This window comes from Ralstonia soli (genome assembly GCF_023955655.1).
In the GTDB taxonomy this organism is placed as follows: domain Bacteria; phylum Pseudomonadota; class Gammaproteobacteria; order Burkholderiales; family Burkholderiaceae; genus Ralstonia; species Ralstonia soli.
In genome coordinates, this window is record NZ_JAMXHT010000005.1 from 111,184 (window position 1) to 125,451 (window position 14,268).

Here is a 14,268-nt window from a genome sequence, read left to right on the forward strand (position 1 = left end):
GCTCCCGCGCCGCGCGTCGACGGAGTTCAGGTTTCGGACAGTCGCGGGAAATAAAGCGAGAAGCAGCTGCCTTCGCCTTCCACCGATTGGCACTCGATGCGGCCGCCAAAGGAGTGCATGACGCGCCGGCAGAACGTCAGGCCCATACCGTGTCCGCTGTCGTCGTGCCGGGTCGAATAGAACGCATCGAAGACACGGCCCTGGTGTTCGGCGGCGATGCCGCAGCCCGTGTCGCGCACGTCGATCACGAAATGCTCGGCGCTCCAGGTGGCCGAAATCTCGATCATGCCCCGGCTGGCAGCCTGGATGGCCTGAAGCGCGTTCTTGATGAGGTTGAAGACCACGTAGACAAGCAGTGTTTCGGAGCCGACAAAGCGCCACGCGGGGTCGAACGCCGACAGCGTCAGGCGCGCACGCTCGCCGGCCTGGAACGGATAGCGCTCGACGGCCTCGGCCACGCATTCGTACAGACTGTGCGCAGCGAACTGCCGCGTATCGAGCCGGTCGAGCGTGATGGAGGCCAGCTCCATGTCGATCATCGTGTGGGCGGTATTGACCTCGTGGTCGATCGCGCTGGGCAGCCGGGCGATGCGCTTGGCCGTGGCAGGTGACAACGCCTCGCGGACGAGGCCGTTGCTCACCGCCGCTTGATAACCCTTGAAGACCGCCGGCCACGCATGCGCGATTTCGCCGGCCTGCATGCGGATGGTGGTCAGGGGTGTGCGCAGCTCGTGTGCAATGCCGGCAGCCACCGCATACGGGCGCATGAAGTCCAGCTTCACCAGCGCCCAGGCGAGCAGTGGCGGGCAGCAGGCAATGAACAGTACCCCTGGCGGATACGGGGCCAGGCCGTAGTTCACTGCGTAGTCGATGGCGGCCAGCGAGTACACCGCCACGCCGACGATGCACAGTTGCAGGCGCTTGCGCTTTTCTGCCGTGGCGTGCCGCTGTTCGACATACAGCAGCCAGAGGCTGCGCAGGATCAGCAGCACGGTCTGCGTGATGTGCACCGCTTCCAGCGGACCGGCCTTGGGGTAGAAACCGAAATCGAACAGGCGCACGCCGGCAATGACCCAATTGGTGGCGACCAGCAGCACCATCAGCACCCCAGCCAGCGCGTACGACAACCGCAACCAGCGGCGCTCGCCGGGGCGCTCCGTCACCTCAACGGCAAAGTGGTAGATCGTGGTCGGCAGCGGAAGGATCGCCAGCCAGCCCGCCTTGGCCAGCAACTGCGCGGTCGGCACGTCGCCGGCCCGGAACAGGAAGGCCCACAGGCCTTGCCACAACGCGGTGAGGACGGCCAGGTAGAAGAACGCCGAGCTGGCACGGGTGCGGCCGCGCGTGCTCAGCACATAGACGGCGGAAAACAGAAACAGCGACGAAACGAAAGCGGGGAGAAGGGCGTACATGGTCCGTGGCTGGCGAAAAACAGGCAGAACCGCCAACCGAACGGCGCCAGCAGCCCAGAAGGGTACTGGCAATCGTCGCTTCCCGCATAGGCGTGCGGATACCCCAGCTTTTTCGTCAGCGTTGCGGGGGCGGGTGGAGTGTGTGCCCGCGCTTTGCAGGCACCACCAAAAGGATTAAACCGCTTCGATCATCATCGCGTCGATGGCGAAGGAGTGGTCCGCGCCCACGGCAAAGTACGCGCGGGCTTCGTCGGCGGCGTGGTCGAACAGGTCACGGATGGCGTCGGCGCGCACCTGCGGCGTGCGGATGCGGGCGATCCACGTGTCGAACACCATGGTCAGTTTCCAGGTGCGCGGCGTGCCGGACTGGAAGCCAGCCTCGGCCAGCATGGCCTGCCATTCGGAGACGCGATAGTCGCGCACGTGCGATGCGTCGCGCAGCACCTCGGCGGTTTGCAGGAGCGTGTCGAGCAGCGGTGTTTCCGGCGCGACGATATCGACGATGACGAGCTTGCCGCCGGGTTTGAGCACCCGTCGCGCTTCGGCAAGGCCGCGGCGCACGTCGTACCAGTGGTGGGCAGAGAAGCGCGTGGCGACAATGTCGAATGCGGCATCGTCAAAGGGCAGCGCTTCGGCGCGGCCGGCCTGCGTGTGCAATTGCGTGAGGCCGCGCCGCGCGCCTTCAGCGGCGACAACGCTCAGCATGTCTTCCGACAGGTCATACGCCACGATGGCCGCCACGTGCGGTGCCATGGCGAAGCTCACATGCCCACCGCCGCAGCCGAGGTCGAGCACCTTGGCTTGCGGCACCGATTGCGCCAGTGCGGCCAGCGCGTCGAGGTCGGCGCCCTGGGCGTGGACGGCACTGGTCAAGTAGGCCTGGGCGACCTGGCCGAATTGCTGGTCGACGAGTCGATGCTGCTGCATGGCGGCTCCTTTCTTCTTGTGGGGATGAGGAGCGGCCAGTGTAGGAGCGCGGCCCGCGCGGCGAAATTCGTGATTCGCGAAATGGGGTATCGCGCGGGCGCTCTGGGGATATCGCGCGGGCGCCCTGCCGGTATCGCGTGTTTAGACGAAGCGGAACAGTTGCGCGGGCGTGTCCACCAGCACCTGCTTGCGGTCTGCCGCGTTGGGCAGCAGCACATCGACGAAGGCCCACGCTTTGTCGTAGTTGATCTGCGATTCGAACTGCGTGTGCGGCCAGTCGCTGCCCCAGACGAGGCGATCCAACCCGAACGCATCCTTCAGGCGCGGCATGGCAGCGATGGCAGTGGCTGCGCCACGCCCATCGTCGCCGTTGCCGCTGTTTCGATACGCGCCCGAGATCTTCACCCAGACGCGGCGCGAGCGGCCGGCGGCGAGCAGCGCGGCAAAGCCAGGGTCGTCCACACCGAGCTTGGGGTCGGGGCGGCCGAAGTGGTCGACTACCACGTTCACCTGCGCTTCCAGCAGCGGGGGCAGCAGCGCGGGCAGGCGGCGTGCTTCCACATGCAGCTCCACGTGCCAGCCGAGCGCACGCAGGCGTGCCAGTGCGGCTTGCCACACGGGCGACGTCAACTGCGGGTCCGGTGCGCCGAACAGGTTCAGGCGGATGCCGACGATGCCCTCGGCGTGCATCTGCGTGAGCAAGGTCTCGGGCGCGGCGGGGTCGATCACGGCCACGCCGCGCAGCCGTTGCGGCGCCTGCTTGAGGGCGGCCAACAGGTAGCTGTTGTCGACGCCGAGGAAGCTCGGCTGGATCAGTACGCCGTGCGATACGCCATGCGCATCAAGCTGTGCCAGGTAGGCCGGCAGCGGTGCGTCGTAGTTCGGCGCATAGCGGCGCGCATTGGCCAGCGGCAGGCCGCGTTCGAACACGTGGGCGTGCGTGTCGATGGCGGTGATGCGCGTGGAGGATTCGCGCACGCCAGTGCCTGCGCAGCCGGCAAGAGCAGTGGAACCTAGCATGGCAAGCAACCCGGTGTTGAAGGCACGGCGAGTGGGCATGGGGTCTCCTGGTGGCGACGGATCGAAGGCGTCGTCATGATGTGGTTGTGGGTAGTCAGGCGGTGACCGCGGCGAGGTCGCGGCCCTTCGTCTCGGGCAGCATCAGCACGGCCACCGCGACGATCGAATACGCGATGGCCGCATCGATGCCGATGGCCGTACCCAGCGACATCGACGCGCTCATCTTGCCCACCAGCACCGGGAACGCGGCGGAGACCACGCGGCCGAAGTTGTAGCAAAAGCCCACGCCCGTGCCGCGCACGCCCTGTGGATACAGCTCGTTGAACAGCGCGCCCATGCTGGCCGGAATGCCCGCCGCAAAGAAACCCAGCGGAAAGCCCAGCACCAGCATCGCGCCGTCGGACAGAGGCACCAGCAGGTACACCAGCACCGTCACCACGCAGCAGCACGAGAACAGCAGGATGTTGCCGCGGCGGCCCAGCACATCCAGCAGCCAGGCACTGGCCACGCAGCCGCACCAGAACGCGAAGATGATCACCGCCAGGTAGCCGCCCGTGCCGAGCACCGAGAGATGGCGCTCCGTCTTCAGATACGTCGGCAGCCACGTCATCAGCGCGTAGTAGCCGCCGTGCGCGCCCACGCCGAGCAGGCCGCCGATCAGCGTCATGCGCAGCACCTGCGGGCGGAAGATATCAAGCAGCGGGAAGCGCGAGATCGGCATCGCACCCTCTTTGGCTTCGGGCTTGGCTGCTGGCACCGGCTCTTGCACGCCGCGCCGGATGTAGATGATGAGCAGCGCCGGCAGCAGGCCCGCGGCAAACATCACGCGCCAGGCCAGGTCCGGCTCGATGAAGGAATACGTGAGCGCATACAGCAGCACCGCGCCGCCCCAGCCTACGGCCCATGCGCTCTGCACGGTGCCCATGGCCTTGCCGCGGTGGCTGGCGCGGATGCTCTCGGCCATCAGCACGGCCCCGGCGGCCCATTCGCCGCCAAAGCCGAAACCCTGGATGGCCTTGAGCACCAGGAACTGCTCGAAGTTCTGCGCAAAGGCCGAGGCAAACGTCGCCAGCGAGAACCACAGCACAGTCACTTGCAGCGTGCGCACGCGGCCGAAGCGGTCGGTCAGCGCCCCGGCAATCCAGCCACCCAGTGCCGATGCGACGAGCGTGACGCCCGACACCAGCCCTGCCTCGGCCTTGCCGATGTGCCACGCCGCGATGATGGTGGGGATGACGAGGCTGAACATCTGCACGTCGAGCGCGTCGAGTGCCCAGCCGCCGAAGCACGCCCAGAACGTGCGCTTTTCCCCTTTCGATATCTCTTTGAACCAGCCGAACATGCCGTCTCCTCGGGTGACGTGAGCGACACGTTCATCACGTATTGCTCTAGTCATCTATATGAATATAGGAATTCTAGGGCGCACAGCGGGACGACGCATTCGGTGTTAACCCGTGCGAGCGCTGGAACGGGCGATCAGGTGTGTAGCAGGGCGACGGGCAACTGCGCCAGGACCTGCCCCAGCGCCAAGCGTGGGCCGTGCAGGGTCTGGCCGTCGAACGTGCTGTGCAGCGCAGTCTGAGAGAGCGATGCCGGCAGGCAGACGGTGGTATCGCGCCACGCGCCCTCCGGAAATACCGGCGTCCCGGCATGGCCCAGCAGGGCCGACACATGCAGCGGCACGATCACGACGATCGCCTGTGCGCCCTGCACGCGCGCAAAGGCGAGCACGTGATGGGCGCCGCTGCCGGTGACGGCCAGCGATTGGTAATCGCCGGATTCGAACACCGCCGGCAGTGCGGCGCGTACCGCCAATGCGCGTGCCAGCACCGCCTGCTTGATGCGGCCGTCGGTCCAATGCGTGAGCAGGAAGGCGAGGCTGTTGCCCACATGCCCATGCAGTGCGCGCAAGGCGCGGTGCCGCACGGCGTAGTCGACTGGCCGGCGATTGTCGGGGTCGACCAGGCTGGTGTCCCAGAAATCGGCACCCTGGTAGAGATCGGGCACGCCGGGCAGCGTGCTGCGCAACAGGGTCTGCGTCAGGCCGTTGATGGCCGCCGCCGGCGCCAGGCTGTGCACGAATGCCGACAGCGATGGCAGGAAAGTGGAAGCGGCCTCGCCGGTGAGTAGCGTGAAGACGAAGTCTCTGCTCGCGGCTTCGTAGTCGGTATCGGGCGCAAACCAGTCGGTGCGCAGCTTGGCTTCGCGCTGCGCCTTCTCTTGCCAGCGTGCGACGCGCTCGGCCAACTCGCGCACGGCGTCGGCGTCATGCCAGTCGAGCGCGGCGGGCCACGCCCCCACCAGCGTCTGATACAGCATCCACTGCGCGGCGGGCGAAGGCGCAGGACCGGTGGGCAATTGGCGCACCCAGGATGCGTGTTCCGTGCGCCATTGATGGGCGGCCGCCAGCCATTGCGCGGGACGCTCCGACAGCACGGCCAGCCGTGCGCGCACGTCTTCACCGCGTTTGTGGTCGTGTGTGGCGGTGGTCAGCATCGCGTGCGGCCAGGTGTGGGCGCGAGCTTGCATGGCGTGGTGGAACGCCGCGGAGTTCATCGCAAACTCGCCAGGGTCCGCACCGACTTCGTTGCGCGACAGCAACCGTCCGTAGCGGTAGCACGCGGTGTCTTCCACCGCCTTGGCTGCTACCGGTGACGACAACTGCTGGCACCGCCGCAATGCGAGCTGGCGCAGCTTGTCCTGCCCGGCGGGCTGCCCGCCCAGCCACGCATCGATCCAGTCGAGCACGGGTTGATCGACGCGCCGCAGGGAGGGTGCCGCGCCGGCCATGGCGGTGTGCACGAGGGCCGTGTCTTGCGCGTCACGCCCCTGCGCGTTGGCATAGGTGCGGTACACCGGAAAATGCACCACCACCTCCGCCAGCGCGCGGCGGATGGCGTGCCACGTCACGTCGTGGGCGGCGCGCTGCTGCTGTGCGACGGCATGCAAGGCCGAGGTGGCCGCATCGAGTTCGGCCGCAAAGTGCGCATGCAGAATCTGCCGGCGCGCGGGCAGCGCCGTGGCTGCGAACGGCGCCTCCGAAGCGGCCGCGCCGATCCACTCCAGCCAGCCTTGCGTGAGCGCGGCCTCGCCGTGCGCATCGTGCAGCAGTGCACCCACCTGGTTCATGAAGTCGTAGCCGCTGGTGCCGTCGATGCCCCAGTCGGTGCGCATGGCTTCGTCGTGCGCGAGGATCTTTTCGACGACGATCCAAGGGGGCCCCGCGAGCCCGGCGGCTGGGCGTGCGACGTGTTCGGCCTGCAGGCGGCGGCGCAACTGGCGGCAGTAGGCGGCGGGGTCGGCCAGGCCGTCGACATGGTCGATGCGCACGCCGTCGATCCACCCAAGGCGATACAGCCGGAACAGCAGCGCATGCGTGGCTTCGAACACCTCGGCACGCTCCATGCGCAGGCCGGCCAGCGAGCCGATGTCGAAGAAGCGGCGCCAGTTGATGTCGTCGTTGGCGGTGCGCCAGTGGGCGAGGCGCCAGTGCTGGCGCGCCATCAGGGTATCCAGCGCATCGGGTTGCGCGTTGAGCGTATGCAACGCTTGGGCGATGCGCGCGGCGCCGGCCTCCGTGGTGGCGAGGTTGCGCAGCGCATCGCGCGCCTCGTCGGCGCGTTCGCGGCGGGTGCGCAGCGCGCGGATCGCACCGAGTGTGGCGAAGAGATCGGCGACGGCGTGGGTGGCCGTGCCTGCGTTCCCAATGCGGAGTACTCCCGCATAGTCGGTCAGCGCGATAGGGAAGCGGTGGTCGTAATACGCAATCGCCAGGCGCGCGGTGACTTCGTCATAGGTGAGTTGCAGCCGGCCGCTGGCGAGGGCATCGGCGTAGTTTTCCCCAAGGAAGGGGGCAAGCACCTTGTTGCGCAGCGCCGGGTTGGGCGGCTGCCAGTCGATATCGAAGAAGTTTGCATAGGCGCTGTCGGGGCCCGATTCGAGCACGTCGAGCCACCACGCGTTATGCGCGCCGCCCACGCCCATGTGGTTGGGCACGATATCGACCACCAGGCCCATGTCGCGCGCATGCAGTGCTTCCACCAGTTGTTCGAGTGCCGCTTCACCGCCGAGCTCGGGGTTCACGCGCGTGGGGTCGACCACGTCGTAGCCGTGCGTGGAGCCCGGCTGCGCTGTGGTGATGGGCGAGGTGTAGAGGTGCGAGATGCCGAGCGCCGCAAAATCGTCGAGCAACGCGCGTGCGTGGTCGAATGTGAAGCCCCGGTGCAACTGCAGCCGCACGGTGGCGCGCGGCACGTGTTGAAGGACGACGGGCGCAATAGGCGCGGTGGGCCCCCGAGGCATGATCGGCGTGCTCATGGTGTGCCAGTGCGCGCGTTTGCCAATGCCGTGGTGCGTGCCTGCACGGCCGGTGCGTCGAGCAGCGTGTCGGCCGGCCCCGGCAGGCGGCGTCGCCAGTTGGGGTGCGTGTCGATCGTGCTCGGCAGGTTCGGTTGTTCCACCAGGCCCAGCAGGTCTTCCAGCGGAACGAGCGCCAGCGGTGTGGGCGCCGCACCGGTGAAAGCCACCGCCGCTGTGGCGAAGTCCTGCGCGCTGGCTTGCAGGATGACCTCTGCCTGCGCGGCGCCGCCCGTGCGCGCTTGTTCCAGCGCGGCTTGCAGCGGTGCCACGCCGATCAACGGCACGCCACCATCGGCCAGCACCTGCCGGTTGTGCTCGGCAAAGGCGGTGACGAGGGCGGCGCGGTCTGCCATGCGCTGCTCGTGCGCTTCGCTTTCGCTCATGCCGGCGGGCAGCAGGCCGAGTTTCGCCTGCCAGCGCAGATCGTTGCCGGTCCACCAGCCGACGAGCGTGGGCAGGTCATGCGTGCTCGTCATCGCCACGGATGCGGGGGCCCATGTGCGCGGTGTTCTGAACGGTGCATCGTCGCGGGTGTAGTCGCGCTCGAACCAGAGGATGCGCATGCCGAGCAGGCCGTCGTCAGCCAGCCTGTCACGCAGGCCGGCTGGTACGGTGCCGAGGTCTTCGCCGATGACGATGCAGCGGTTGCGCCACGACTCCAGCGCCACCAGGCGCAGCAGATCCTGCATCGGGTAGCGCAGGTACACGCCGTCGAGCGCCCGCGCGCCGTCGGGAATCACCCACAGTCGCATGAGGCCGAGTACGTGGTCGATCCGCACGCCGCCGGGTACCGCCATCACCGCGCGCAGCATTTCGATAAAGGCCGCAAAGCCCTGCGTGCGCATGGCGCGCGGGCTGAAGGTGGTGAGGCCCCACCCCTGGCCCTGCGCGTTGAACATGTCAGGCGGCGCGCCCACCGTCACGCCGATCAGCAAGTCATGCTGCCGGGCCCACGCGTGGCTGCCGGCGCTGTCGGTGCCGACCGCCAGATCGGCCACCAGGCCGATGGCCATGCCGGCATCGACGGCCGTGCGCTGTGCGGCAGCCCACTGGCGTGCGGCCGCCCATTGCAGGAAGAGATGGAAATCCACCTCGTCTTCGTGCTCGCGTGCGAAGGCCTGCACGGCCAGATAGGTCGGGTCCCGAAACTGCTCGGGCCACTGCTTCCAATGCGGGTGGCCGAGGTGGGCGAGGTGCGCATGCAGCGCTTCGAAATGCGCGTGGGCGAGCAGGCTCGCACCGGCATCGACACAGTGCGCGCGGTAGTCGTCGAGCAGCGCCTGGGATGCGCTGTCGCCCAGCGGCGCCTGCTGCAGGCGGCGATGCAGTTCGCGCAGCACGGTCATGCGCGCGTGGCCGCTGGCCGGCCAGTCGATCAGCGGGGCGCCTTCCAGGCGGGCATAGTCGTCGACGAGGTTGCAGTCGATCACCGTCTGGCGCACGGCTGCGTCGCCGAAGAGCGCAGCGGGGTCGATCATCCACGCGTTCAGGAACAGGCGGCTCGACGGCGAGTATGGCGAATAGCGCCGTGCATCCGCCGTGAACATCGCATGCACGGGGCTCAGCGCCAGCGCATCCGCACCATGCTGCGCGAGGTGCCGGGCCAGCATGCCGGCGGCGGTGTAGTCGCCGAGGCCCGCGCTGCCTGCAGCGTGTTCGCCCCCGCATCGCAAGCCGTAGAGCTGCGCGGAGCCGCCCCACAGGCGCGCGTCGGCAGGGCGATCGTGTTCGCGCAGTGCATCGGCCACGCCGTAGCAGCGCGCGGGCGCGATGGCGAGCGTGGCTTCAATGGCGGCGCTAGGCCCCGCATCGATGTGCAAGCGGTGATAGCCCACGGCTTGCACGGGTGCCAGGCGCAGCGTCGCGTGGTGCCCGCTGGCGCTCACGCTGATCTTGCCTTCAGTGCTGCCCTCGTACTCGAAGTCGATGCGGTAGGTCTGGCCGCCGAGTAACGCGGCCTGCGGTGCGGAGGTCTGCAGCACGACCGGCTGCCCGACCACACCGGTCAGGAGCGGCGGTATGGCCACCTCTTCGGCTTCTGTGCGCAGACGGGCCTGGCTGTCCGACACCTGGGCGGCAGTGCCGGCCGGCAGCCCGAGCGCGAAGAGCACGGCGCGCAGCACGTCGTCGGACACGCGCATGGGGCGGCTGGCGGCGTCTTCCCAGTCAACCAGCAGGCCGGCGTCGGTGGCCAGTTGCTGTAGCGGTGTCAGTGGCGTGGGCGGCGCGCCGGATGGGTTTGAGGTGCGGTCCATGGTGGCGTAGGCAGGTTCAGGCCGGCGATGGCGTATGGAGCAGCACCACGCACGCTCGCTCGGGCATGCGATGCACGGCGAGCCCCGCCGCCCCCCCTTCACGCGATTCGTACAGCAGATCGACAGGGCTGCCCACGAGCGCCGTGGGCACGGCCACCGCCTGCGTGGCGAGGTTCAGGATCAACGTGAGCACGCTGCCGTCGCCCATGCGCCACCGCGCGATGGCGCCGGCATGGCCCAACGCCACCGCATCGAGCGCGCGGGCATTGGGCAGCCGCGGCACGATTTCCGTGTGGCGCAACGCGAGCAGCCGGTGCGTGCGATTGAGCCAGCCGAGCGGTTCGGGGTTGGCGGCATCCGCCTCGCCAGGGCACGAGGCGAGGAAGGTACGTGCATCGTTGGGATCGGGAATGCGCTCGCGCTGCTGCGGATCGGCAAACGCCGCGAACTTCGCAAACTCGCGGCGGCGCCCTTCGCGCACGGCGTCGGCCAGCGCGCCGTGGTGGCTGGTGAAGTACAGAAACGGGCACAGGCTGCCCCATTCCTCGCCCATGAACAGCATGGGGATCTGCGGGCTGAGTAGCAGCAGCGCTTGCGCAGCGTGTAGCGCATCGGGGTGCACCAGTTGGGTCAGCCGCTCGCCAAACGCGCGGTTGCCGATCTGGTCGTGGTTCTGCAGGAACAGCACGAACGCAGTGGGCGGCAGGTGCGTGCTGGGCTCGCCGCGCGGTGCGTTGTCGTGGATGGGCGAGGGCTCGCCTTGGTAACAGAAGCCGTCCTGCAGCACGCGCGCCAGACGCTGCGCGGGGGCATCCGCATAGGCGGCGTAGTAGGCGTCGCGTTCGCCCGTGAGCAGCACGTGCAGCACGTTGTGGCCGTCGTCGTTCCACTGGGCTTCGAAGTCGCCGCCGCCCCCGCCGGTGCCGGCCACTGTGTCTGGACCCTTGAGCAGCGATGCGGCGTTGTGCTCGTTCTCCAGCACGAGATGCACATGCCGGCCGGGTTCGACCGACAGCCGCACGCGCGCGGCCAGTTCGCCCAGCCAGTCGCGCTCGGTGATCGCATGCACGGCGTCGAGCCGCAGACCGTCAACGCGGTATTCCATCAGCCACATCAGCGCGTTCTGGATGAAGAACTCACGCACCTGCGGCATGCGGAAATCGATGGCCGCACCCCAGGGCGTGCGCACGTCATCGCGGAAGAAGCGGCGGGCATAGTGGTGCAGGTAATTGCCGTCGGGCCCGAAGTGGTTGTAGACCACATCGAGGAACACCATCATGCCCAGCCCGTGCGCCGTGTCGATCAGCGCTTTCAGTTCGTCGGGCGTGCCGTAGCTCGCCTCGGGCGCGAAGGGCAGCACGCCGTCGTAGCCCCAGTTGCGCGCACCCGGAAACTCCCCCACCGGCATCAGCTCGATGGCCGTGATGCCCAGCCGCGCGAGTTCGGGCAGCCTCGCTTGCACACCGTTGAATCCGCCCAGCGCGCCGACGTGCAGTTCGTACAGCACCGTCTCATGCCAGGGGCGTCCGCACCAGTCGGCATGCTGCCAGCGGTAGCTGTGCGGATCGACGACGATGCTTGGGCCCGGCACGTCCTGCCATTGGGCACGCGCGGCGGGGTCGGGCACGGAGAGTGTCACGCCGTCCCGGTTGGTGACGCGGTAGCGGTAGCACGTACCCGCGCCCACGGGCACGACGGCCGCATACCAGCCGTCGGGCTCGGCGTCCATGCGGAAGGCGGGGTTGTCATCGATGTGCTGGATGTCGATCCACACCTCGGTGGCGTCGGGCGCCCATAGCCGCAAACGTGTGGTGCCGTCGGCCAGGACGTGGGCGCCAAATGGCATGTCGTGCGCGAACCGGGAGAGGGGAGCAGACGCGGTCATGGCGTGGCGTCTCCAGAATCTTCATGGGGGGCATGGCCGGCGGCGGGGGCGGTGTGCGCGTCGTCGGTGGTGGGCTGTTCGGGTGTTTCCTTCGGCGGTTCGCTGTGCATCTCGGGAACGTGCCCAAGGGTCTCGCCGCGCGCATCGGCGTCGGGGTGGCCGGCGATGTGCGCGATGCTGGCCAACTGCGTGGCAAGCAGCAGCACGACGCTGCGCCCGGCCACTTGCAGCGTGCCGCCGCTGTGTGGGCGCGCCTCCTGGTCTGGCGCGGCGCTGTCGATCGCCAGCTCCCAGTCCATGGCCGGCTCGGGCAGTGTGAAGGCCAGATCGGCCGCCGCGCCGTTGATGAGCAGCAGTGCCACGTGCGGCCGTGCTTCACCGTCGATGGTTTCGATGCATGCGCGGCGCAGCGCGAGCGCTCGGGCTTCGCCGTCGTTCCAGGCGTCGGGTGACAGCACCTGGCCGCGCTCGTCAAACCAGGCGATGTCCTGCACGCCGGGCAGGATCTCGGTGTTGCCATGCACGTAATGCGGCCAACGCAATGCGGGGCTTAGCTTGCGCAGCGCGATCAGCCGTGCGGTGTACCGCGCGAGCGCCTGGGCCGCGTCTTTCTGCAGCAACGACCAATCGAGCCACGACGTTGCGTTGTCCTGGCAGTAGGCGTTGTTGTTGCCGCCTTGCGTACGGCCGAATTCGTCGCCCGCCAGCAGCATCGGTGTGCCGTTGGAGAAGAACACGGTCGCCAGCATCGCGCGCATCACGCGCTCGCGCGTGGCCTGGATGGCGGGGTCGTTGCTCGGGCCTTCGGTGCCCCAGTTGGCGCTGCAGTTGTCGTTGTGGCCGTCGCGGTTGTCTTCGCCGTTGGCATCGTTGTGTTTCTCGGCGTAGGTGACGAGGTCGCGCAGCGTGAAGCCGTCGTGCGAGGCCACGTAGTTGACCGACGCCCAGGGCCGGCGGTGGCGGCGGTCGAACAGGTCTCCGCTGCCGGTCAGGCGTGCGGCCAGGTCGGCGCGCTGGCCGGAGTCGCCGCGCCAGAAGCGGCGGATGCCGTCGCGAAAGCGGTCGTTCCATTCCGCAAAGCCCGGCGGGTGATTGCCGACCTGATAGCCGTCGGGGCCCACGTCCCAGGGTTCGGCGATGAGCTTGACGGTGGAGAGCACCGGGTCCTGCCGGATGGCATCAAAGAACCCCGAGCCTGGATCGAAGCCGCCACCCTCGCGCCCGAGCGTCACGCCCAGGTCGAAGCGGAATCCATCCACATGGAATGCATTGACCCAGTAGCGCAAGGAATCCATCACCATCTGCAGCACGCGCGGGTGCGACAGGTTGAGCGTGTTGCCGCAGCCGGTGTCGTTGATGTAGTACCGCTCCTGCCCCGGCACGAGGCGGTAGTAGCTCGCGTTGTCGAGGCCCCGGAACGACAGCGTCGGCCCCAGTTCGCTGCCTTCGCAGGTGTGGTTGTAGACCACGTCCAGAAACACTTCGATGCCCGCCGCATGCAGCCTGCGGATCGCCACCTTCAGTTCATGCAGCGACGGCGCCGACAGGTACGACGGCTCCGGCGCAAAGAAGCACAGCGTGTTGTAGCCCCAGTAGTTGCGCAGGCCACGTTCCACCAGGAACTGGTCCTGCAGGAAGGCATGGATGGGCAGCAGCTCGATGGCCGTCACGTCCAGCCGTTGCAGGTGCTCGATGAAGACGCTGTCGCCCAGCGCGCTGAAGGTGCCGCGCTCGGGCGGCAGCAAGTCTTCGCGCAGCATCGACACCCCGCGCACGTGGCTTTCATAGATGACCGTGCGCGACCACGGCGTGTTGGGGCGGATATCGTTGCCCCAGTTGAACGACTCGTCGGTCACCACGGCCTTGGGCATGGCGGGTGCGCTGTCCCGGCGGTCGAACGAGAGATCGCCACGGTTGGAGTTGAGCCGATAGCCGAACAGTGCATCGGACCAGCGCAATGCGCCCACCAGGCGGCGCGCGTACGGGTCGAGCAGCAGCTTGTGCGGGTTGAAGCGGTGGCCGTGGTGGGGCTCCCACGGACCATAGGCACGGTAGCCGTAGACGAGGCCGGCTTCCACGCCGGGGAGGTAGCCGTGCCAGACCTCGTCGGTGCATTCGGGCAACGCAAAGCGGGTGAGTTCCTTGCGGCCCGTGGGGTCGAAGACGCACAGCTCGATCTTGCTGGCGTTGGCGGAGAAGACAGCGAAGTTGATGCCCAGGCCGTCCCATTGGGCGCCTAGGGGGAAGGGTTTGCCTGGAGAGAGGGAGCTTGGGAGACGGAGCATTGATGGTTGTTGCTTGCGATGTTGTCTTTGCCTTGGTGGTCCACTCCCTTTCACCCCCTGCCGGGGGCGACTCACTTTCTTTGTCTTGCCAAAGAAAGTAAGCAAAGAAAGGCGCGCCCGAGATG

8 protein-coding genes are annotated in these 14,268 nt (G+C 67.9%); all 8 read right to left on the reverse strand.

Features of this window, described 5'->3' with window-relative positions; translation table 11 throughout:
• Window positions 1–26: 26 nt before the first annotated feature.
• On the reverse strand, window positions 27–1,412 hold the full coding sequence (locus NG900_RS13740; RefSeq protein WP_252681198.1) for a sensor histidine kinase: 1,386 nt from the start codon (window positions 1,410–1,412) through the stop codon (window positions 27–29).
• A gap of 174 nt (window positions 1,413–1,586) precedes the next feature.
• The gene (locus tag NG900_RS13745; RefSeq protein ID WP_252681201.1) at window positions 1,587–2,339 is read right to left on the reverse strand and encodes a class I SAM-dependent methyltransferase; all 753 of its coding nucleotides are present in this window, start codon (window positions 2,337–2,339) and stop codon (window positions 1,587–1,589) included.
• Between the two features lie 141 nt (window positions 2,340–2,480).
• Window positions 2,481–3,398: an amidohydrolase family protein gene (locus NG900_RS13750; protein ID WP_252681203.1), complete on the reverse strand. Its 918-nt coding sequence runs from the start codon at window positions 3,396–3,398 to the stop codon at window positions 2,481–2,483.
• Between the two features lie 55 nt (window positions 3,399–3,453).
• Window positions 3,454–4,701, reverse strand: a complete 1,248-nt coding sequence (locus tag NG900_RS13755; protein ID WP_252681205.1) for an MFS transporter — start codon at window positions 4,699–4,701, stop codon at window positions 3,454–3,456.
• A 134-nt stretch (window positions 4,702–4,835) separates the two neighbouring features.
• Window positions 4,836–7,661, reverse strand: coding sequence for a malto-oligosyltrehalose synthase (gene treY / locus NG900_RS13760; protein WP_252682135.1), 2,826 nt, complete (start codon window positions 7,659–7,661; stop codon window positions 4,836–4,838).
• 11 nt (window positions 7,662–7,672) lie between these two features.
• Window positions 7,673–9,973, reverse strand: a complete 2,301-nt coding sequence (malQ, locus tag NG900_RS13765; RefSeq protein ID WP_252681208.1) for a 4-alpha-glucanotransferase — start codon at window positions 9,971–9,973, stop codon at window positions 7,673–7,675.
• A gap of 16 nt (window positions 9,974–9,989) precedes the next feature.
• Complete coding sequence (treZ, locus tag NG900_RS13770; protein ID WP_252681210.1) at window positions 9,990–11,858, reverse strand: malto-oligosyltrehalose trehalohydrolase; 1,869 nt, start codon at window positions 11,856–11,858, stop codon at window positions 9,990–9,992.
• Window positions 11,855–14,143 carry a glycogen debranching protein GlgX gene (glgX, locus tag NG900_RS13775; protein ID WP_252681212.1) on the reverse strand — a complete coding sequence of 763 codons (2,289 nt, stop codon included), beginning with the start codon at window positions 14,141–14,143 and terminating at the stop codon, window positions 11,855–11,857. The genes treZ and glgX overlap by 4 nt, the downstream gene beginning before the upstream one ends.
• Window positions 14,144–14,268: the final 125 nt, after the last annotated feature.